The sequence below is a fragment of the Rhodococcus antarcticus genome (assembly GCF_026153295.1).
Classification (GTDB): Bacteria; Actinomycetota; Actinomycetes; order Mycobacteriales; family Mycobacteriaceae; genus Rhodococcus_D; species Rhodococcus_D antarcticus.
In genome coordinates this window covers 2,823,498-2,844,099 of record NZ_CP110615.1, presented here as the reverse complement: position 1 = coordinate 2,844,099, position 20,602 = coordinate 2,823,498, and the positions used below count along the sequence as shown (strand labels likewise).

Below are 20,602 nucleotides of genomic sequence, written 5' to 3'. Positions count from 1 at the left end.
GCGTCCACGGTCGGAGACCACCCGGCTGCTCACGCCCGGAGGCGGCCGACCGCTCGGGTGAGCGCGACCAGCGCAGCACCCAGCGCCACCCCGCCGAGGCCCCCGGTGACGTTGACGACGTAGTCGTTGCCGCTGCACAGCCGACCGGGGACCTGGGTCTGGGTGAGCTCGACGAGCGCCGGCAGCGCCAGGACCACCGCCAGCGGCACCCGCACCCGCCGCGTGGCGAGGACGAGAGCGGTCCCCAGCGGCACGAGCAGCACCAGGTTCAGCTCCGCCTGGGCACCGCCCAGCGCGAACGCCGAGCCGTTCCTGACCTGGCCGGCGGCCCCGCGCAGGCACGAACCCACCCCGAGGGGCCGCGGGAAGTCCCTGCTCGGGGCCAGCGTCACGGCGAGGACGGCGGCGAGCGCGAGCAGGCTCACCACCGTCCACGCCGGGCGCCAGCCCGTGCGCCGGACGAGCGGGCCGCGCACGGCCACGACGACCAGGACGGCCAGGACCGCGTACCCGACCGTCCACCACGACAGCGGGGTCACGGCGAGGAGCCGGTCGGTGACCCGGCGGACGAGCTCGACCAGCGGCTCGAGGTCCAGGCTCAGAACCGCACGAGCATCTTGCCGGTGTTCGCGCCGCGCATGAGGTCCACGAAGGCCTGCCCGGCGGCGTCGACCCCGCCGTCGACCACGGTCTCCTGGGTGCGCACGGAGCCGTCGGCGAGCCAGCCGCCCATCTCCCGGACGAACGTCGGCTGCAGCGCGTTGAAGTCGCTGACGATGAAGCCGCGCAGGGTCAGCCGCTTGCCGATGATCATGGCCATGTTGCGCGGGCCGGGGGTGGGCGCGTCCGCGTTGTACTGCGAGATCATCCCGCAGATCGCGACCCGACCCCGGTTGTTCAGCGCCGAGATCGCGGCCTCGAGGTGCTCGCCGCCGACGTTGTCGAAGTACACGTCGATGCCGTCGGGGGCTGCGGTGCGCAGCTGGCCGCGGACGTCGCCGTCCTTGTAGTTGAAGGCCGCGTCGAAGCCCAGGTCGTCGACGAGGTGGCGCACCTTCTCCGCCGAACCGGCCGAGCCGACCACGCGCGCGGCCCCCTTCAGCTTCGCGATCTGCCCCACCAGCGAGCCCACGGCACCGGCCGCACCCGAGACGAACACCGTGTCCCCGGCCGTCATCCCGGCCACCTCGAGCAGGCCGGCGTAGGCGGTGAGCCCGGGCATGCCCAGCACGCCCAGGTAGGCCCCGGCCGGGGCGAGGGTGGTGTCGATGACGGTGACGCGCGCGGCGGGCAGCACCGCGAGCTCGCGCCAGCCGAGACCGTGCAGCACGTGCGCGCCCACCGGGACGGTGTCGCTGGTGGAGGCGACGACCTCGCCGACGGCGCCGCCGTCCAGCGGCGCGCCGACCTGGAACGGCGGGACGTAGGACGGTCGGTCGTCCATCCGGCCGCGCATGTACGGGTCGACGCTCATGACGACGTTGCGCACGAGGACCTGGTCGGGCCCCAGCTCGGGCACGGCCGCCTCGGCGACGGTGAAGTTCTCCGGGGTGGGCCACCCCGAGGGGCGCGAGGCGAGGTGGACCTCGCGGGAGGTGGTGGGCAGGTCGGAGGTCGGTGTGCTCATGGGCTCAGTCTCCCACCGCACCGATCCCGACCGGCGCCACCGGCCCTGCTACAGCCCCGTGCAGCCGCGCGCCGCGGGCACGCCCGCGAATCGCGCCTCGAGGAAGGCGAACGACGCGGGGTAGGAGCCGAGGGCGCCCCCCACGTGCGTCGGGGCCAGGTTCGTCGCCATCTGCACCGATGCGCCTTCGCCGCACCACTGCGTGGCCAGGTTGCGCCCCACGGCGTAGGGGATGACGTCGTCGAGCAGGCTGTGCGTCACCAGCACGGGCACCGCCGGCGGCCGGGTGCCGATGCGCTGGTCGGCGACGATGCCGCGGAACGGCGCGGTCGCCAGCAGCTGGGTGGCACTGCGGCCGTCGGAGGTCAGGCTCGAGGACCGCACGAACGGGAACGCGGCGATCGAGTCGGTGGTGCACTGCTGCTCCAGCGCAGCGACCACCCGGCGGCCCCGCGCGTTGAGGTACCCGTCCAGCTGGACGCCGTAGCTGGCGGACAGCCCGGCGAGGGAGTATCCGAGGAAGCTGAAGTACAGCGAGCCGTCCAGGTTCCTCGCGACGGCCCCGAGGTCGGCCGGCACCGCACCGGCGACGACCCCGCGCAGGTCCAGCTCCGGGGAGTACGTGGGAGCGATCTCGGCGGCCGCGGCGGTCGCGCCTCCCCCCTGGGAGTACCCGCTCAGCGCCACGGGACCGTGGTCGGGCAGGTTTGCGGCCGGCAGCCGCTGGGCGGCTCGAACGGAGTCCAGCACGGCGCGCCCGGTGACCTCGCGGCTGGTGTACGTGTGCACCCCGGCGGTGCCCAGGCCCTGGTAGTCGGTGATGGTGATGCCGTAGCCGCGGGCGAGCAGCCCGGTGATGAAGGTGCCCTCGTACTCCGTGCCGGCGTCGAGCTGCCGCGAGGGCGCGCACTGGTCGCCCAGACCCTGGGTGCCCACGGCGTAGGCGACGACAGGTCGCTCGCCCGGGCCGGTCCAGGGGGCACGGGGGGTGAGGACGGTACCGGTGACGGCGATCTTCGTGCCCGTCCGGTCGGTGGAGACGTACATGACCCGCTCGGCGGCGGCCGGGGCGGGCAGCACCCGCAGCGGGTCCAGGTAGAACGAGGACGGCTCTGCGCGGATCACGTCGCCGGGGGCGCCGGTGATGGTGCTGGGCGTGTCGTAGAACGACGGGGCCGGTGCCGGGGCGGTGGCCGCGACGGAGGTTCCCGCCCCGAGCGTGCCTGCGGCCACGGCCAGGGCGGTGAGCACGGTGGTGGTGCGACGGCAGTGGCGCACGAGCGTCTCCTCGGGTCGGTTGCCGAGACCTTAGCGAACAGGTGTTCACTCGCGGGGAGGCGGGCGCGAGGTTCTGTCCGGGGGAGGCGGGTCCCTACCGCTGCGGCGCGGTGGTCGGGGTGACGGGGGAGGGCAGGGAGGTGGAGCCCTGCAGGAACGCGTCCACGGCGGCCGCGCAGGAGCGGCCCTCCGCGATGGCCCACACGATGAGGCTCTGGCCGCGGCCCATGTCCCCGGCCACGAACACGCCCTCGACGTTGGTGGCCCACCCGGCGTCGCGGCCGACGGTGCCGCGCTCGGTGAGCTCCACGCCCAGCTGCTCGACCAGCGTGCCCCGCTCCGGGCCCACGAAACCCATGGCCAGCAGGACCAGGTCGGCCGGCAGCTCGAACTCCGTGCCGGCCACCTCGGTGAAGCGGCCCTCGACCATCTCCACCTCGTGCCCGCGCAGTGCCGTGACCTGCCCGCCCTCGCCGAGGAACGCAGCGGTGTTCACGCTGAACACCCGCTCACCACCCTCCTCGTGCGCGGAGGACACCCGGTACTGCAGGGGGTAGGTCGGCCACGGGGTGGAGCTCGCCCGCTCCTCCGGTGGGCGGGCCATGATCTCGAACTGGTGCACGCTCGCCGCGCCCTGGCGGGTGGAGGTGCCCAGGCAGTCGGCCCCGGTGTCCCCACCGCCGATGATGATGACGTGCTTGCCGGCCGCCGAGATCGGGCTCTCGTCGAGATCGCCCTCCTGCACCCGGTTGGACGGGGGCAGGAACTCCATGGCCTGGTGGATGCCGTCGAGCTCGCGGCCGGGCACGTCGAGGTCGCGCCAGGCGGTCGCCCCGCCGGCGAGCACCACGGCGTCGAACTGCTCGCGCAGCTCGTCGACGCTCATCGCGTCCTCGCCCGTCCCGCCGACGTCGACGCCGGTGCGGAAGATCGTGCCCTCGTCGGCCATCTGCTCGAGGCGACGGGTGATGTGTCGCTTCTCCATCTTGAACTCGGGGATGCCGTAGCGCAGCAGCCCGCCGATGCGGTCGGCGCGCTCGAGCACGGTGACGGTGTGCCCGGCGCGGGTGAGCTGCTGGGCCGCGGCGAGCCCGGCCGGCCCGGAGCCGACCACGGCCACCGTGCGCGCCGTGGTCAGCGTCGGGCGCACGGGCTTGACCCACCCCTCGGCCCACGCCCGGTCGATGATCTCGACCTCCACCTGCTTGATGGTCACCGCGTCGGAGTTGATGCCGAGGACGCACGCGGCCTCGCACGGCGCGGGGCACAGCCGCCCGGTGAACTCCGGGAAGTTGTTGGTGGCGTGCAGCCGGTCGACGGCACGCTCCCACTCGTCCTTGTGGACCAGGTCGTTCCACTCGGGGATGAGGTTGCCCAGCGGGCAGCCGTTGTGGCAGAACGGGATCCCACAGTCCATGCAACGGCTTGCCTGGGTGCGCAGCGCGTCGGCGTCGAAGGGCTGGTACACCTCGTTCCAGTCCTGCACGCGCTCGTCCACGGCCCGCCGGACGGGCAGCTCTCGCCCGTGGGTCAGGAACGCGCGCGCGTCACCCATGAGCTGCCGCCATGATGGCCTCGTCCACGTCCGTACCGTCCTTCTCCGCCGTGTCGATCGCCAGGAGCACCCGCTTGTAGTCGCGCGGCATCACCTTGACGACGTGGTCCCTGCTCGCGTGCCAGTCGGCCAGCAGCCGGTGGGCGACGGCCGAGTCGGTCGCGTCCCGGTGCCGCGTGAGCAGCTCGTGCACCAGCCGCTCGTCGTCGGCGTCCAGGGTCTCCAGGTCCACCATCTCGCCGTTGAGGTCGGCCGGGAAGGTGCCCTCGGGATCCCAGACGTAGGCGACGCCCCCGCTCATGCCGGCCCCGAAGTTGCGCCCGGTGGGCCCGAGCACCAGCACGGTACCGCCGGTCATGTACTCGCAGCCGTGGTCGCCCACACCCTCCACGACCGCGGTGGCCCCGGAGTTGCGCACGGCGAACCGCTCACCCACCAGGCCGCGGACGAACAGCTCGCCCGAGGTGGCGCCGTAGAGGAAGACGTTGCCGCCGATGGTGTTCTCCTCGGCCACGAATCCCTCGGCGGTCTGCAGCGGCGGGCGCAGGACGACGTGGCCGCCCGAGAGGCCCTTGCCCACGAAGTCGTTGGCGTCGCCGTGCAGCCGCAGGGTGATCCCCCTCGGCAGGAACGCCCCGAGGCTGTTGCCGGCCGAGCCGGTGAGGGTGATGTCGATGGTGTCGTCCGGGAGCCCGGCCCCGCCGTGGGCCTTGGTGACCTCGTGGCCGAGCATCGTGCCCACGGTCCGGTTCACGTTCTGGATGTCGCAGGTGATGACGACGGGGGTGCCGTAGGCGATGGCTGCCCGGGACTGCTCGATGAGGGTCACGTCCAGCGCCTTGTCCAGGCCGTGGTCCTGGCCCGACGTGCAGTGCAGGTCCTGGTTCATGAACGCCGACTCGGGCTGGTGCAGGATCGGGCCCAGGTCCAGGGTCGAGGCCTTGCGGTAGTGCTCGACGGCCTTGCTCGCGTCGATCACCTCGGCGTGGCCGACGGCCTCGAGGATGCTGCGGAAGCCGAGCTCGGCGAGCAGCTCGCGCACCTCCTGGGCGATGAACCGGAAGAAGTTCTCCACGAACTCCGGCTTGCCGGGGAACTTCGCGCGCAGCACGGGGTTCTGGGTGGCGATGCCCACCGGGCAGGTGTCCAGGTGGCACACCCGCATCATGATGCAGCCCGAGACGACCAGCGGGGCGGTGGCGAAGCCGAACTCCTCCGCGCCGAGCAGGGCGGCCACCACCACGTCGCGGCCGGTCTTGAGCTGGCCGTCCACCTGCACCACGATCCGGTCGCGCAGGCCGTTGAGCAGCAGGGTCTGCTGCGTCTCGGCCAGACCCAGCTCCCACGGGGCCCCGGCGTGCTTGAGCGAGGTCAGCGGCGTGGCGCCGGTGCCGCCGTCGTGGCCGGAGATGAGCACCACGTCCGCGTGCGCCTTGCTGACCCCGGTGGCCACCGTGCCCACGCCGATCTCGGAGACGAGCTTGACGTGCACCCGCGCCGAGGGGTTCGCGTTCTTCAGGTCGTGGATCAGCTGGGCCAGGTCCTCGATGGAGTAGATGTCGTGGTGCGGCGGCGGCGAGATCAGACCCACCCCGGGGGTGGAGTACCGGGTCTTCGCGATCCACGGGTACACCTTGTGCGCGGGCAGCTGGCCGCCCTCGCCGGGCTTCGCGCCCTGGGCCATCTTGATCTGGATGTCGTCGGCGTTGGTCAGGTACTCGCTGGTGACGCCGAAGCGGCCCGAGGCCACCTGCTTGATGGCGCTGCGGCGGGAGTCCCCGTTGGCGTCGGGCACCCAGCGCTCGGCGTCCTCGCCCCCCTCCCCGGTGTTGGACTTGGCGCCCAGGCGGTTCATGGCCACGGCGAGGTTCTCGTGCGCCTCGGCGGAGATGGACCCGTAGCTCATGGCTCCGGTGGAGAACCGGCGCACGATGTCCTCGACGCTCTCCACCTCCTCCAGCGGCACGGCCCGGCGGTGGTGGGTGAGCTCGAACAGCCCGCGCAGCGACGCGAGCCGGACCGAGGAGTCGTCGACGAGCTTGGTGTACTCCTTGAACACCTCGTACTGCCCGGTGCGGGTGGAGTGCTGGAGCTTGAACACCGTGTCGGGGTTGAACAGGTGGTACTCGCCCTCGCGGCGCCAGGAGTACTCCCCGCCCACCTCGAGCTCGCGGTGCGCCCGCAGCTCCGGGCGCTCGGGGTACGCCGCGGCGTGCCGGGCGGCCACGTCGTCGGCCAGCTGGTCGATGCCGATGCCGCCGAGGCGGCTCGTGGTGCCGGTGAAGTGCTCGTCGACGAGCTCGTGGCTCAGCCCGATGGCCTCGAAGACCTGGGCCCCGGTGTAGGAGGCGAGGGTGGAGATGCCCATCTTCGACATCACCTTGAGCACCCCCTTGCCGGCGGCCTTGACGTAGTTGGCGATGGCGTCGGTCAGCAGGACGCCGGGCAGCTGACCGCGGTCGGCCATGTCCTCGAGGGTCTCGAAGGCCATGTAGGGGTTGATGGCGGCGGCGCCGTAGCCGATCAGCACCGCCATGTGGTGCACCTCGCGGGCGTCGCCGGACTCCACGATGAGCCCGACCTGGGTGCGGGTGCGCTCGCGGACCAGGTGGTGGTGCACCGAGGCGGTGAGCAGCAGGGAGGGGATGGGGGCCATGGTCGCGGAGGAGTCGCGGTCGGACAGCACCACGATGCTCGCGCCGCCGGCGATGGCGGCCGACACCCGGGTGCGGATGTCGGCCAGCGCGGTACGCAGGCCCGCGCCGCCCTCGGCCACCGGGTACAGCCCGGAGACGACCACCGAGCGGAAGCCGGGCAGGTCGCCGTCGTCGTTGGCGTGGATGAGCTTGGCCAGCTCGTCGTTGTCGATGATCGGCTCGGGCAGCACGATGTGCCGGCAGGAGGCGGGCCGCGGGTCCAGCAGGTCGCCCTCGGGGCCGATGGTGCTGCCCAGGCTGGTGACGAGCTCCTCGCGGATGGCGTCCAGCGGAGGGTTGGTCACCTGCGCGAACAGCTGGGAGAAGTAGTCGAACAGCAGCCTCGTGCGCGCGGAGAGCACGGCGATGGGGGTGTCGGTGCCCATGGAGCCGATGGCCTCGGCCCCGTTGCGGGCCATCACGGCGAGCAGGGTGTCGAGCTCCTCGGAGGTGTAGCCGAACACGAGCTGGCGGCGCAGCACCGAGGTGTGGCTGTGCCGCACGTGCGGCCGGGCGGGCAGGTCCTCCACGTGGATGAGCCCCGCGTCGAGCCACTCCTGGTACGGGTGCTCCGCGGCCAGCTCGGCCTTCAGCTCGTCGTCGCCGACGATGCGGCCCTGCGCGGTGTCGACCAGGAACATCCGACCCGGGCGCAGCCGGATCTTGCGCACCACGGTGGTGGGGTCGATGTCGAGCACGCCCACCTCCGAGGCCATCACGACCAGGCCGTCGGAGGTGACCCAGATGCGGCTGGGGCGCAGGCCGTTGCGGTCGAGCACGGCGCCGATGACGGTGCCGTCGGTGAAGGCCACCGAGGCCGGGCCGTCCCAGGGCTCCATCAGCGAGGCGTGGTACTGGTAGAACGCCCGGCGGGCCGGGTCCATGCTCTCGTGGCGCTCCCAGGCCTCGGGGATCATCATCAGCACGGCGTGCGGCAGGCTGCGCCCGCCCAGGTGCAGCAGCTCGAGCACCTCGTCGAAGCGCGCGGTGTCGCTGCCGCCCGGGGTGCACACGGGGAACAACCGCTCGAGCTGGGCCGGGTCGCCGAACGCGTCGGTGGCCAGCAGCGCCTCGCGGGCCCGCATCCAGTTCTCGTTGCCGTTGACGGTGTTGATCTCGCCGTTGTGGGCCACCAGCCGGTAGGGGTGGGCCAGCGGCCAGGAGGGGAAGGTGTTGGTGGAGAAGCGCGAGTGGACCAGCGCCAGCGCGCTGACGAGGCGGGAGTCCGACAGGTCGGGGTAGAACTCGCGCAGCTGCGGAGTGGTGAGCATGCCCTTGTAGACCAGGGTGCGCGTGGACAGGCTGGGGAAGTACACCGTCTCGGCGGGGTTGCCCTGCCGGGACGGCCCGCCCTGCCCGGCTCCGTCGTGGCCGAGCTCGCGCTCGACCCGCTTGCGGACGGCGAACGCGCGACGCTCGAGGTCCATCCCCGCCAGACCGTCGCCCGCGAGGAAGACCTGGCGGAAGGTCGGCATGGCGTCCCGGGCCAGCGCGCCCAGCGAGGCGTCGTCGGTGGGCACCTCGCGCCAGCCCAGGACCCGCAGGCCCTCGCTGCGCACGAGCTCCTCGACGCGCGACACCGCGTCGGTGGCCTGCGCCGCGCCCTGGGGCAGGAACGCGATGCCCGTGGCGTAGGACCCGGCTGCGGGCAGCTCGAAGTCGACGACCGCGCGCAGGAACTCGTCGGGAACCTGCAGCAGGATGCCCGCTCCGTCACCGCTGTTGACCTCGGCCCCCGACGCGCCGCGGTGCTCCAGGTTCACCAGGGCGGTGATGCCCTTCTCGACGATGTCGCGGCTGGCCCGGCCGTGCATGTCGACGACGAAGGCCACGCCGCACGAGTCGTGCTCGTGGGCGGGGTCGTAGAGGCCCTGGGGGGCGGGGAGCGTGGTCACGGTGGTTCTTCTTCCGCAGCAGTGGCCGCCGCGAACGACGGTCAGGGTGAGCAGGGCGCCGGGCACGTCGTCGGGCCGTGGGCGTCCGGGACAACAGGCCGTGCGGTGGTCCGTCCGGATCGGGCAGGGTGTGCTCGGCGGGCGGGTCGTGGGTGAACGGCCAGGCGGAACGCGACGTGGGTCGCACGTCGGGCGAACGATAGGTCACGTCCGACCACTCGGCGAAACCTGGTGTTCACCTGCCCACCGGGTCCCCGGGGTCCTGGTCGCCGCCGCCGGTCCCGTCCTCGGTCATACTCGAGGGTGGTCGAGGTTCCCTCGACCGTCCCGGTCCGAGGAGGTGCCTGCCGTGTCCGTCCGCACTCGGCTCCACCCCCGGACGTCCGACGTCGTGCCGCCGGCGACCGCCGCGCTGCCCCGTCGGCTCGGGGCGCGCGCGGCGGGAGCGGGTTCCTGACCGCCCCGGCGCACCGGCGCCCCGGGCGCAGGCGCGGGGTCTCCGGCCGCCCGGCGGATCGGGCGGCCGTGTCCAGCGCGAGGATGCTGCGCCGCCGCGTGGGTGCCGTGGTGCTCGTCGTCGTCGCGGCGACCTTCGTCGGCGGTGCGACCCTCTCCCTCGTCGACCGGCAGGGGGCGCCGACGGCGGGCGCCTCGTCGGGAGTGCCCGTCACGACCACCGACCCCACCCCGTCCGCGGCCCCGACGGTGCCCGACCCCGTCGGCGCCCGCACCGCGCTCGACCAGCTCGGTGCCGCCGCAGGCATCGATCCCGCTGCGGGCGTCTCCGTGGCCGCGAGGGACACCGTCACCGGCGCCTCGTTCCAGTACGGCGCCTCGACCGGGATGAGCACGGCCAGCGTGGTCAAGCTGGAGATCCTGGTGGCGACGATGATCCGCAACCAGGACGACGGCGATCAGCTGACCGCCCAGGACAGGTCGTTGGCGAGGGCGATGATCACCGAGAGCGACAACGACGCCGCCATCGCGCTGTTCGACGAGCTGGGGGGCACGAGTGCCCTGGTCGCGGTGAACGACCGGCTCGGGCTCGCCGCCACGACCATCGGCGCGGGCGGCTACTTCGGGTTCACCACCACCGGGGCGGCCGACCAGGTGGCGCTGCTGAACCTGCTCACCGACCCCACCTCGGTGCTCTCGGCCGAGAACCGGGCGTACGCCCTGGACCTGATGCGGTCGGTGGTGCCCGACCAGGACTGGGGGGTCAGTGCCGCCGCCGACCCCGGCAGCGCGCCCGCGGTCAAGAACGGGTGGCTGCCCATCGACAGCGACGACGGGCTCTGGGTGGTGGCCAGCGTGGGGGTCGTCACCGTCCACGGGCACCCGGTGCTGCTGGCGGTGCTCGTCTCGCACGCGGCCACCGAGGGTGCGGGCATCGACTACATCCAGCAGGCCGCCAGGATCGCGGCGACCGCGGTGACGGGCTAGCGGCGTCAGTCCTCGCGCAGCCGTCCCGCGTCCAGCACCCAGCGCCGCGTGGTGCGCACCACGTCGAGCATCCGGCGGTCGTGGGTGACCAGCAGCAGCGTTCCGGTGTAGCTCTCCAGCGCCTGCTCCAGCTGCTCGATGGCGGGCAGGTCGAGGTGGTTGGTGGGCTCGTCGAGCACCAGCAGGTTCACCCCGCGGGCCTGCAGCAGGGCCAGCGCGGCCCGGGTGCGCTCGCCGGGCGACAGCGAGGCCGCGGAGCGCCCCACGTGTGCGCCGCGCAGGCCGTACTTGGCCAGCAGGGTGCGGACGTCGGCGTCCGGCCAGTCCGGCACGGCCTCGCCGAACGCCCGGGCGAGGCTCTGCTCGCCGAGGAACAGCCCCCGCGCCTGGTCGACCTCGCCCAGCTCCACCCCGGCGCCCAGCGAGGCGCGGCCGGAGTCCGGGCTCAGCCGCCCCAGCAGCAGCCCGAGCAGGGTGGACTTGCCGGAACCGTTGGCCCCGGTGACGACCACCCGGTCGCCCACGTCCACCTGCGCGCTGACGGGACCGAAGGTGAAGGATCCGCGCGCCAGCACGGCCGCGTCCAGCGAGGCCACCACGGAGCCGCCGCGCGGGGCGGGCGCGATCTCCATCTGCAGCTGCCACTCCTTGCGCGGCTCGTCCACCACCTCCAGCCGCTCGATCCGCCGCTCGGTCTGCCGGGCCTTGGCCGCCTGCTTCTCGCTCGCGTCCTGCTGGAACTTCCGGCTCATCTTGTCCGGGTCGTTCGCCGCCTTCTTGCTCTTGCCGACCCCGGCCCGCATCCAGCCACGCTGCATCCGGGCCCGGGCCTCGAGCCCGCCCACGGTGTCGGCGTAGTCGTCGTAGGCCTCGCGCGCGTGCTGGCGAGCCACCTCGCGCTCGCGCAGGTAGGCGTCGTACCCGCCGTCGTAGACCCCCACCTGCTGCTGGGCGAGGTCGAGCTCGACCACGCGGGTCACGGTGCGCGCCAGGAACTCCCGGTCGTGGCTGACCACCACGGCCGGGGTCTGCAGCTCGGCCACGAACCGCTCCAGCCGTGCCAGCCCGTCGAGGTCGAGGTCGTTGGTGGGCTCGTCGAGCAGCAGCACGTCGTAGCGGGACAGCAGCAGCGAGGCGAGGCCCGCGCGTGCGGCCTGACCACCGGAGAGCGAGGTCATCTGCGCGTCGAGGTCCACCCCGAGCCCGACGTCCGCGGCCACCTGGGGGGCCCGCTCGGCGAGATCGGCCCCACCGAGGGCCAGCCAGCGCTCCAGGGCGGGGGTGTAGGCGTCCTCGGCCGCGTCGGCCAGGGCCTCCGCGGCGGCGTCCATGGTGGCCTCGGCCTCGGCGACCCCGGTGCGCCGACCGAGGAAGGCGAGCACGGTCTCGCCGTCGCGGCGCTCGGGCTCCTGTGGCAGCAGCCCGACCGTGGCGTCCGGCGGGCTCAGGCCGACGCGGCCGTCCTCCGGGACGTCGACCCCGGCCAGCAGGCGCAGCAGGGTGGACTTGCCGGCCCCGTTGGCGCCCACCAGGCCCACGACGTCGCCCGGGGCCACGATGACGTCGAGCCCGGCGAACAGGGTGCGGTCGCCGTGCCCGGCGGCGAGGTCGACGGCGTGCAGGGTGGCGCTCATGGTGGGGCCAGGCTATCGGGAGGTGCGACCGACGGACCACGCCGCGAGCCCTGCTGCGGCGAGCCCGAGCCGCCGGAGCGCAGCCGGCGTCGCCCGCGCGGCGTCGTGATCCTCCATCAGCGCGGTCTCGGTGATCTCCAGCGTGGGAGCACCGGGGGCCTCCAGCACCCACGCGCCGGTGATTAGCCTGTGCAACGATCGCGGCATGCCCCCCACCCCCCGCCGGATCGCTGATGCCCACCTCGACGCGCTCGCGCACCTGAGCCCGATCACGGCGACGGGGCTGGGGCTGCCCTACCGGCAGGACGAGCTCGACGACTACTCCCCGGCCGGCACCGCCGCGCAGGCGGACCTGCTGCGCGCCACCCTGGCCGAGCTCGCCGCCGTGCCCACCGCCGTGCTGACCGACCCCGCCGAGGCCCGCTGCGCCACCCTGCTGCGCGAGCGGCTGGGCTCCGAGCTCACCCAGATCGAGCACGGCGAGGACCTGCGTGCGATCCGGAACCTGTTCTCCCCCATGCACGAGGTGCGCACCGTGTTCGCGATGATGCCGCGCACCACCGACGCGGAGTGGGCCGACGTCGCGGCGCGGGTGGCCGCAGTGCCGACCGCCTACGCCGGGTACACCGAGACGCTGCGGGTGGGTCTGGGCGACGGGATCCTGGCCGGCGCCCGCCAGGTGCGCACCGCCGTCGTCCAGCTCACCGAGTGGCTCGACGGTGGCTACTTCGCGAGCGTGGTCGCGGACGGGCCGGCCACGATGCGCGCCGAGCTGGACGCCGCCGCGCAGGCGGCCGACGCCGCGTGCCGGGAGCTGCGCGAGTTCCTGGAGGTCACCTACGCCCCGGCCGCGGTGACCGAGCCCGACACCTGTGGTCGCGACCGCTACGCCCGGGCCGCCCGGCAGTGGACCGGGTCGGAGGTGGACCTCGACGAGGCCTACTCCTGGGCGTGGACCGAGCTCCACCGCCTCGACGCCGAGCTGTGCGCCGAGGCCGACAAGGTGCGCCCCGGGGCCACCCCCGCCGAGGCCATGGCCTGGCTGAGCACCGACGGCGAGGCGGTCGACGGCGAGGAGGCCGTCCGCGCGTGGCTGCAGCAGGTGATGGACACGGCCATCGCCGAGCTGGACGGAACGCACTTCGACCTCGCCGACCAGGTGAAGGTGGTCGAGGCCATGATCGCTCCCGCCGGTGGAGCGGCTGCGCCGTACTACACGCGACCGTCGCTGGACTTCTCCCGCCCCGGCCGCACGTGGCTGCCCGCCATGGGCCGCACCCGGTTCCCGCTCTGGGACCTCACCAGCACCTGGTACCACGAGGGTGTTCCCGGCCACCACCTGCAGCTGGCGCAGTGGACGCTGGTGGCCCCGCAGCTGAGCAAGTACCAGACCTCGATCGGCTCGGTGGGCGCGAACGTGGAGGGCTGGGCGCTGTACGCCGAACGGCTGATGGACGAGCTGGGCTACCTGCGCACCCCGGGCGAGCGGATCGGCTACCTCGACGCCCAGCAGATGCGGGCCGTGCGGGTGATCATCGACATCGGGATGCACTGCGCCCTGGAGATCCCCGCCGGCGCCGGGTTCCACGAGGGTGAGACCTGGACCCCCGAGCTCGCCCGGGAGTTCTTCGGGCTGCACTGCGGACGCGACGCCGGCTTCCTGGACTCCGAGCTCATCCGCTACCTCGGGATGCCCGGACAGGCCATCAGCTACAAGCTCGGCGAGCGGGCGTGGCTGCAGGGCCGGGAGGCGGCGCAGGCCGAGCAGGGCGCGGCGTTCGACCTCAAGAGCTGGCACATGGCGGCCCTCTCGCTGGGCTCGCTCGGCCTCGACGACCTGGTGGAGGCGCTCCGCACCTGTGCGTGATTTCTGCACCCAGGACGCGAGGTTTCCTTCACAGTCGGGTCCTGGGGGAGGCTGAGGCGGTGAAGGCACTCGTGGTCCGGGCGTTCGGGGAGCAGCCCGGGGTGGAGACCGTCGCCGACCCCACCCCGGCCCCCGACGGTGCGGTGGTGGCCGTGGCCGCGACCGGGGTGTGCCGCAGCGACTGGCACGCCTGGCGGGGCCACGACGCCGGGGTGGTGCTGCCCCTCGTCCCGGGCCACGAGCTCGCGGGCACGGTGGTGGCGGTCGGTGCCCGGGTCGACCCGCGCTGGGTGGGCCGCCGCGTGACCACCCCGTTCGTCTGCGCGTGCGGGACCTGCCCCGCCTGCCGCGCGGGTGAGCAGCAGGTGTGCGAGCGCCAGGAGCAGCCGGGCTTCACCCACGACGGCTCCTACGCCGAGCTCGTGGGGCTGCGGCACGCCGAGGTGAACCTGGTGGAGCTGCCCGAGGAGGTCGGCTTCGACGTGGGGGCGCTGCTCGGCTGCCGCGTGGCCACGGCCTGGCGCGCGGTGCACCACCGCGGGCGGGTGCGCGCCGGGGAGACCGTGGTGGTGCACGGCTGCGGGGGGCTGGGCCTCGCGGCCGTGGCGGTGGCGGCCGGGGCCGGAGCGCACGTGATCGCCGTCGACCCGTCGGCCGGTGCACGCACGCTCGCAGAGCAGGTGGGGGCCGCGCAGGCCCTGCCCACCGCCGACGACCTGCACGGCGCGCACGTCTCGCTGGACTGCGCCGGGCTCGCGGTGAGCGCGGCGGCGTCGATCCGCTGCCTCGGGGTGCGCGGTCGGCACGTCCAGGTGGGGCTGCTGCCGGGCGGGGCGGTGCTCCCGGTGGACGTCGTCGTGGCTCGGGAGCTCGACGTGCTGGGCAGCCACGGGGCCCCGGCCCACGCCTACCCCGGGCTGCTGGCGGCGCTGCCGTCGCTCGGCCTGGAGCGGCTCGTGACCCGCCGCGCCGGTCTCGACGACGCCGCGCAGGCCCTGGCCGACGTCGGCCGCGAGCCGGGCATCACCGTCCTCGTGCCGTGATCCCCGGCCCCGCCCGGCGCGGGGGAGCTGCGCCCGGCACCCTGGGGTCATGACCCAGCGCTTCGCCGACACCGTCGTCCTCGACACCGGGGGAGGCTCCGGGATCGGGGCGGCCACCGTGCACCGCTTCGTCGAGGAGGGGGCCACGGTGGTCGCGCCCAGCCTCACCGACACGCCGATGGCGCAGGGCCTGGTGGGCGACGCGGAGAAGCTGCACCGCCTCGCCGAGCGCATCCCGATGGGACGGCCCGCCCGGCCGGCGGAGGTGGCGGCCGTGATCGCGTTCCTGGCCGGCCCGGACGCCGCGTTCGTCACCGGGGTGGTGCTGCCCGTCGATGGTGGGCTGAGTGCGTCCAACGGCCAGCCGAGGATGGGCTGATGACCTCGCGCGACGTGCGGCTCGACGGGGCCGTGAACGTGCGCGACCTCGGCGGGCTGTCCACGGTGGAGGGTCGTCGGGTGCGCGCGGGGAAGGTCCTGCGGTCGGCCAGCCTCGCCGACCTCACCGACGGCGACGCGAGGACGCTGCTCGGTGCGGGCCTGCGGACGGTGGTCGACCTCCGGGGCGAGGCCGAGGCCGAGCGGGACGGACGGGGGGCGCTCGCCGGGACCACGGTCGGCTACCGGAACCTGCCGGTGGTGGGCGCCCGCTCGGTGCGCCTGGACCAGGCCGAGGACATCGAGACCGGCAGCCTGCTCGCGCACTACGTCACCTACCTGGAGACCAGCGCGGACGTCGTGGTCGAGGTGGTGCGCCTGCTCGGCCGGACCGAGGCCGTGCCCGCGGTGGTGCACTGCGCAGCGGGCAAGGACCGCACCGGGGTGGTCGTCGCCGTGCTGCTGGACGCGCTCGGGGTCGAGCGCGCGCAGATCGTGGCCGACTACACCGCGACCGAGGCGAACATGCCCCTGGTGCGCGCGCAGCTGTCCGCCTCGGCCACCACCCGGGAGCTGGGCACCGTGCCGGACTGGGTGCTCACGGCGCTGCCGGAGACGATGGAAGGTCTGCTCGCGCACCTGGACACCCAGGGCGGGACGGTCGCGTGGCTGCAGGCCCACGGGCTGACCGACGACGAGCTCGCCCAGCTGCGCGCGACCCTGGTGGAGTGAGGCTCCCGTCCGCTACCAGACCGTGACCGGCCGGGGGTGGACGTGCTCGTGCAACCGTCGATCCTTGGTGACCAGGTCCCAGCCGTGCTCCACGGCCGTGGCGTAGATGAGACGGTCGGCCGGGTCCCCGGGGAACGACGCCGGCAGCGCGGTCGCCGCGACCGCGACAGCCGGGGTGATCCCGACGGTGCGGACCTCGGTGGCGAGCCGGTCGAGCCAGGCGGTGAGCGGGACGGCGAGGCGGATGCGGTCGTGCCGGGCCAGCCAGGCGAGCTCGTACCAGGTGATCCCGGCGACCACGAGCTCGTCGGCCGCCTCCACGGCACGTGCGGCCCGCGCGCTGAGCCGCTCGGGCTCGGCGGACCACCAGTGCAGGACGTGGGTGTCGAGCACCACCGCGCTCACGTCGGGACGTTCCCCGTGTCCCAGGTGCCACCGGTGGAGAACACGTCGTCATCGGTACCGACGGTGCTGGCGACGCCGGAGAGCAGGCCACGCAGCGCGTGCGGTGAGTTGGCGGGGACGAGCCTCGCGACGACCCGACCGTGCTTGGTGATCTCGACCTCGTCCCCGCCCGCCACCCGGTCGAGCACGGACAGCAGCGTGGCCTTCGCCGTGCTGGCGCTCATCCTCTCGGTCACGTGACCACTTTACCGGTCACCTCGGGCGTGCGGTAGACAACACCCGACGCCGTCGTCCAGCCCCAGGAGGAAACCGCCGTGCCCGGACCGCTCGCTGGACTGAAGGTGCTCGAGCTCGCCGGGCTGGGCCCGGGACCGCACGCGGCGATGCTGCTGGCCGACCTGGGCGCCGACGTGGTGCGGGTGGACCGGCCCGGCGGCGGGGGCCTCGAGCTGGTCCCCCGCGGCCAGGACCAGACGCTGCGCGGCCGCCGCTCCGTCACCGCCGACCTCAAGAGCGACGAGGGCCGCGAGCTCGTGCTGTCCCTGGCCGAGAGGGCGGACGTGCTCATCGAGGGCCTGCGCCCGGGGGTCACCGAGCGCCTGGGCATCGGGCCGCAGGACTGCCAGGCCCGCAACCCCGGTCTGGTCTACGCGCGGATGACCGGCTGGGGCCAGGACGGGCCGCTGGCCCAGCGTGCGGGCCATGACATCGGCTACCTCGCCCTGACCGGCATGCTGCACACCATCGGACCGGCCGAGAAGCCTGCGGTCCCGCTGAACCTGGTGGGCGACTTCGGCGGGGGCTCGATGTTCCTGGTGCTGGGGATCATGGCGGCGCTGCACGAGCGGCAGGGCTCGGGGCTGGGCCAGGTGGTGGACGCCGCGATCGTCGACGGCACGCCGGTGCTCGCCCAGATGCAGTGGGCCTACCGCGGCGCGGGCGTGTGGAACGACACCCGGCAGTCGAACCTGCTCGACGGGGCCGCCCCGTTCTACGACACCTACACCTGCTCCGACGGTGAGCACGTGGCCGTGGGCGCGCTGGAGCCGCAGTTCTACGCGCAGCTGCTCGAGGGACTCGGGCTCGCCGACGCCGGGCTGCCGCACCAGCACGACCTGCGGGGCTGGCCGGAGCTGCGGGCCCGCTTTACCGAGATATTCGCCGGCCGCACCCGGGACGAGTGGGCCGCCGTCTTCATCGACACCGACGCGTGCGTGGTGCCGGTGCTGAGCATGGCCGAGGCCGTGCAGCACCCGCACAACGTCGCCCGGGGCACCTTCGTCGAGGCCGACGGGGTGGTGCAGCCGGTGCCTGCGCCGCGCTTCTCCCGGACCCCCGCGACGCTGACCACCGGGGCGCGGGTGCCCGGCGAGGACACCGACGCCGTGCTGGCGGACTGGGGCGTCTGAGGTCAGGCGGGGACGGCTGCACCCACCTGCTGAGCGCCGAGCCGGGCGGCCACGATCTCGTAGCTGCGCAGCCGGTCGGCGTGGCTGTGCACCATGGTCGACACCATCAGCTCGTCGGCGCCGGTGCTCTCGCCCAGCGCGCGCAGCCCGGCTCCGACGGTCTCCGGCCCGCCGACGACGGCGCTGGCGGTCATCCCGCCGAGGCTGGCCCGCTGGGACGGGCTGAGCGGGTTGGCCGCCGCTTCCTCCGGGGTGGGGAAGGTGCCCGGGTTGCCCGCGCGCAGCCGCGCCATGGCCAGGGCCATGGGGGCGGCGATCCACCGGGCGCGCTCGTCGTCGTCGGCGGCCACCACCGACGCCGTCACCACCAGGTACGGCTCGTCGAGCACACCGGGGCGGAACGAGGCCCGGTAGGCGGCGACCGCCGCGTCGGTGGAGCCGGAGGCGAAGTGGTGGGCGTGCGCGTAGGGCAGCCCGAGCAGGCCGGCGAGCTGGGCGGAGTACGTCGAGGAACCCAGCAGCCAGACGGCGACCGTCGCGCCGAGCCCGGGCACCGCGGTGATCGCGGCGTACGGGTGGTCGGCGGGGTAGCCGTCGTCGAAGAAGGCGCGCAGCTGGGCCAGCTGCTGCGGGAAGTCGTCCTCGCTGAGCTGGGTGGCCGAGCGGCGCAGGGCGTGCGCGGTGACCTGGTCGGTGCCCGGCGCCCGACCCAGGCCCAGGTCGATGCGCCCGGGGTAGAGCGCGTCGAGGGTGCCGAACTGCTCGGCGACCACCAGCGGCGCGTGGTTGGGCAGCATCACCCCGCCGGACCCGACGCGCAGACGCTCGGTGACCGCCGCGACCTGCCCGATCATGATCGACGGCGCGGAGCTCGCGATGCCCGGCATGGAGTGGTGCTCGGCGAGCCAGTAGCGGTGGAAGCCGAGCCGCTCGGCGTGCCGGGCGAGGTCGAGGGTGTTGCGGAGGGCGTCGCCCGGGGTGGAGCCGGTGGGGATCGGGCAGACGTCCAGGACGCTGAGCTTCATGCTGGGCACAACACCGGGGACGGTCCCGGTAGTCCGGTCCGCTCAAGAAGTGTTGACAAAATGTTGAAAACTGGCGACCCTGGCCGCAGGACCTGATGACCGACGTCGGGTCGAGGGAAGGCGGGAACAGTGGCCGAGCTCTTCTGCAACGGCGGTGCGATGCGGGGCGGGGCGCTGCACCACAACGTCTCTGCGCACCCCTTCCTGGGGTCGGTGACCACGGCCCCGAGCTACCGCTTCTTCTCGGTCCGTGACGAGTTCCCCGCCCTCGAGCTCGTCGACGGCGGCGGGGTGGGCATCGAGGGCGAGCTCTACGACGTGCCCATGGACCAGATCCGCACGGACTTCCTGCCCGAGGAGCCTGCCGAGCTCGAGCTCACCGTCGTCGAGCTGACCGACGGTCGCTCGGTGCTCGCGGTCGGGCTGCGACCCGGGTTGCGCACCTCGATGGGCGAGGAGCTCACCGACATCTCCGAGCACGGCAGCTGGCGCCGCTACCGTGGTCTCGACGTTCCCGCCGACGTGGACGCCTCGTGAGCACGGTCGACGTCACCACGCTGACCGACCTCGCCTCGCGGGCCCTCGGTGGCTCCGTCACCGCGGCCAACGACGAGCTGTTCGCGCAGCGGGAGAACCTGATCCGCCCCGAGGCGCCGGTGTTCGACCCCTCGGAGTTCGGTCACAAGGGCAAGGTCTACGACGGCTGGGAGACCCGTCGCCGGCGCTCCGCCGTGCGCGATCCCGAGGCGCACGACTGGGCCGTGGTCCGCCTCGGAGCCCCGGGCATCATCCACGGCGTCGTCGTCGACACCGCCTTCTTCCGCGGGAACTACCCGCCCCACGTCGCGGTGCAGGCCACCTCCGTCGAGGGGTACCCGGACCCGGAGGAGCTGCTGCGTGCCACGTGGGTGACCGTGGTCGCCAAGTCCCCCGCCCGGGGCGACACCGCCAACGTCTACCCCGTCGCGGACCCGCACCGCTTCACCCACGTCCGCCTGGCCATCTACCCCGACGGGGGTGTCGCCCGGCTGCGGGTGCACGGTGTCGTCGTCCCCGATCCCCGGCTGCTGACCGGGACGGTGGACCTGCTCGCCGCCGAGGGGGGTGGACGGCTCGAGGAGTGCTCCGACGCGTTCTACGCCTCGCCCGCGAACATCATCGCGCCCGGCCGGGCCCGCAACATGGGGGAGGGCTGGGAGAACGCGCGCCGCCGCGGGGAGGGCAACGACCACGCGGTGTTCGCCCTGGGCGTCGCGGGTGTGCCCCGTCGTGTCGAGGTGGACACCAGCTACTACGTCGGCAACGCAGCCGGCTGGGTGCGGCTGAGCACCGTCGACGCGCGCACCGCCGATCCGGCCGACCCCGCGTCCTGGTGCGAGCTGCTGGTCCGCACCGCGGTGCAGCCGGACACCCGCCACCACCTCGCGCTGCCCGGTGCGGTGGCGGCGACCCACCTGCGCCTGGACGTCTACCCCGACGGCGGTCTGTCGCGGCTGCGGCTGTGGGGCGACCTCGACGAGGAGTCCCGCCGCGCGGTCCGGCGGACCTGGTGGGACGCGCTGCCCGAGGCGCACCGCGCGCAGCTCCACGACGAGGCTCCGACGGCGTCCTAGCC

18 protein-coding genes are annotated in these 20,602 nt (G+C 73.8%); 8 read left to right on the top strand and 10 right to left on the bottom strand.

The annotated features are described in order from the left end of the window. Nucleotides 1–29: 29 nt before the first annotated feature. From RHODO2019_RS13885 to gltB, 5 genes are all read right to left on the bottom strand, one after another. Nucleotides 30–539, bottom strand: coding sequence for a VanZ family protein (locus RHODO2019_RS13885; RefSeq protein WP_265382345.1), 510 nt, complete (start codon nt 537–539; stop codon nt 30–32). A gap of 59 nt (nt 540–598) precedes the next feature. After that, nucleotides 599–1,627 (bottom strand): NADP-dependent oxidoreductase, encoded by a 1,029-nt coding sequence (locus tag RHODO2019_RS13880; RefSeq protein WP_265382344.1) that lies wholly within the window; start codon nt 1,625–1,627, stop codon nt 599–601. Between the two features lie 48 nt (nt 1,628–1,675). Beyond that, a complete protein-coding gene (locus RHODO2019_RS13875; RefSeq protein WP_265382343.1) occupies nt 1,676–2,905 on the bottom strand; it encodes a lipase family protein in 1,230 nt (409 codons plus the stop codon). Between the two features lie 94 nt (nt 2,906–2,999). Next, nucleotides 3,000–4,460 carry a glutamate synthase subunit beta gene (locus RHODO2019_RS13870; RefSeq protein WP_265382342.1) on the bottom strand — a complete coding sequence of 487 codons (1,461 nt, stop codon included), beginning with the start codon at nt 4,458–4,460 and terminating at the stop codon, nt 3,000–3,002. Then, entirely contained in the window at nt 4,453–9,051 is a 4,599-nt protein-coding gene (gene gltB, locus RHODO2019_RS13865; protein WP_265382341.1) for a glutamate synthase large subunit, read from the bottom strand. The genes RHODO2019_RS13870 and gltB overlap by 8 nt, the downstream gene beginning before the upstream one ends. Before the next feature lie 525 nt (nt 9,052–9,576). Here gltB and RHODO2019_RS13860 point away from each other — a divergent pair. Next, the gene (locus RHODO2019_RS13860) at nt 9,577–10,494 is read left to right on the top strand and encodes a serine hydrolase (protein WP_265382340.1); all 918 of its coding nucleotides are present in this window, start codon (nt 9,577–9,579) and stop codon (nt 10,492–10,494) included. Nucleotides 10,495–10,499: 5 nt separating this feature from the next. On the opposite strand, the gene RHODO2019_RS13855 is transcribed toward RHODO2019_RS13860, so the two are convergent. Together RHODO2019_RS13855 and RHODO2019_RS13850 are read right to left on the bottom strand one after the other, a co-directional pair. Then, the gene (locus tag RHODO2019_RS13855; protein WP_265382339.1) at nt 10,500–12,128 is read right to left on the bottom strand and encodes an ABC-F family ATP-binding cassette domain-containing protein; all 1,629 of its coding nucleotides are present in this window, start codon (nt 12,126–12,128) and stop codon (nt 10,500–10,502) included. A 12-nt stretch (nt 12,129–12,140) separates the two neighbouring features. Then, nucleotides 12,141–12,296 carry a hypothetical protein gene (locus RHODO2019_RS13850; RefSeq protein ID WP_265382338.1) on the bottom strand — a complete coding sequence of 52 codons (156 nt, stop codon included), beginning with the start codon at nt 12,294–12,296 and terminating at the stop codon, nt 12,141–12,143. A 37-nt stretch (nt 12,297–12,333) separates the two neighbouring features. Between RHODO2019_RS13850 and RHODO2019_RS13845 the strand changes: the two genes are divergently transcribed. The 4 genes from RHODO2019_RS13845 to RHODO2019_RS13830 are packed head-to-tail and all read left to right on the top strand — an operon-like array spanning nt 12,334 to nt 16,148. After that, nucleotides 12,334–13,995, top strand: a complete 1,662-nt coding sequence (locus RHODO2019_RS13845) for a DUF885 domain-containing protein (RefSeq protein WP_265382337.1) — start codon at nt 12,334–12,336, stop codon at nt 13,993–13,995. A 59-nt stretch (nt 13,996–14,054) separates the two neighbouring features. Further along, nucleotides 14,055–15,038 (top strand): alcohol dehydrogenase catalytic domain-containing protein, encoded by a 984-nt coding sequence (locus RHODO2019_RS13840; protein WP_265382336.1) that lies wholly within the window; start codon nt 14,055–14,057, stop codon nt 15,036–15,038. Between the two features lie 49 nt (nt 15,039–15,087). Next, on the top strand, nt 15,088–15,417 hold the full coding sequence (locus tag RHODO2019_RS13835) for an SDR family oxidoreductase (protein ID WP_265382335.1): 330 nt from the start codon (nt 15,088–15,090) through the stop codon (nt 15,415–15,417). Beyond that, on the top strand, nt 15,417–16,148 hold the full coding sequence (locus tag RHODO2019_RS13830) for a tyrosine-protein phosphatase (RefSeq protein WP_265382334.1): 732 nt from the start codon (nt 15,417–15,419) through the stop codon (nt 16,146–16,148). Before RHODO2019_RS13835 ends, RHODO2019_RS13830 begins: the two co-directional genes overlap by 1 nt. 12 nt (nt 16,149–16,160) lie before the next feature. On the opposite strand, the gene RHODO2019_RS13825 is transcribed toward RHODO2019_RS13830, so the two are convergent. Together RHODO2019_RS13825 and RHODO2019_RS13820 are read right to left on the bottom strand one after the other, a co-directional pair. Next, nucleotides 16,161–16,553 (bottom strand): type II toxin-antitoxin system VapC family toxin, encoded by a 393-nt coding sequence (locus tag RHODO2019_RS13825; protein ID WP_265382333.1) that lies wholly within the window; start codon nt 16,551–16,553, stop codon nt 16,161–16,163. Then, complete coding sequence (locus RHODO2019_RS13820; RefSeq protein ID WP_354005603.1) at nt 16,550–16,777, bottom strand: type II toxin-antitoxin system Phd/YefM family antitoxin; 228 nt, start codon at nt 16,775–16,777, stop codon at nt 16,550–16,552. Before RHODO2019_RS13820 ends, RHODO2019_RS13825 begins: the two co-directional genes overlap by 4 nt. A gap of 90 nt (nt 16,778–16,867) precedes the next feature. Between RHODO2019_RS13820 and RHODO2019_RS13815 the strand changes: the two genes are divergently transcribed. After that, nucleotides 16,868–17,962 (top strand): CaiB/BaiF CoA transferase family protein, encoded by a 1,095-nt coding sequence (locus RHODO2019_RS13815; RefSeq protein WP_265382331.1) that lies wholly within the window; start codon nt 16,868–16,870, stop codon nt 17,960–17,962. Between the two features lie 2 nt (nt 17,963–17,964). Here RHODO2019_RS13815 and RHODO2019_RS13810 read toward each other — a convergent pair whose 3' ends face one another. Continuing rightward, nucleotides 17,965–18,987 (bottom strand): LLM class flavin-dependent oxidoreductase, encoded by a 1,023-nt coding sequence (locus tag RHODO2019_RS13810; RefSeq protein ID WP_265382330.1) that lies wholly within the window; start codon nt 18,985–18,987, stop codon nt 17,965–17,967. A 129-nt stretch (nt 18,988–19,116) separates the two neighbouring features. On the opposite strand from RHODO2019_RS13810, the gene RHODO2019_RS13805 reads away from it, so the two are divergent. Both RHODO2019_RS13805 and alc read left to right on the top strand, forming a co-directional pair. Then, nucleotides 19,117–19,524 carry an allophanate hydrolase-related protein gene (locus RHODO2019_RS13805; protein ID WP_265382329.1) on the top strand — a complete coding sequence of 136 codons (408 nt, stop codon included), beginning with the start codon at nt 19,117–19,119 and terminating at the stop codon, nt 19,522–19,524. Continuing rightward, complete coding sequence (gene alc, locus RHODO2019_RS13800; protein ID WP_265382328.1) at nt 19,521–20,600, top strand: allantoicase; 1,080 nt, start codon at nt 19,521–19,523, stop codon at nt 20,598–20,600. The genes RHODO2019_RS13805 and alc overlap by 4 nt, the downstream gene beginning before the upstream one ends. Nucleotides 20,601–20,602: the final 2 nt, after the last annotated feature.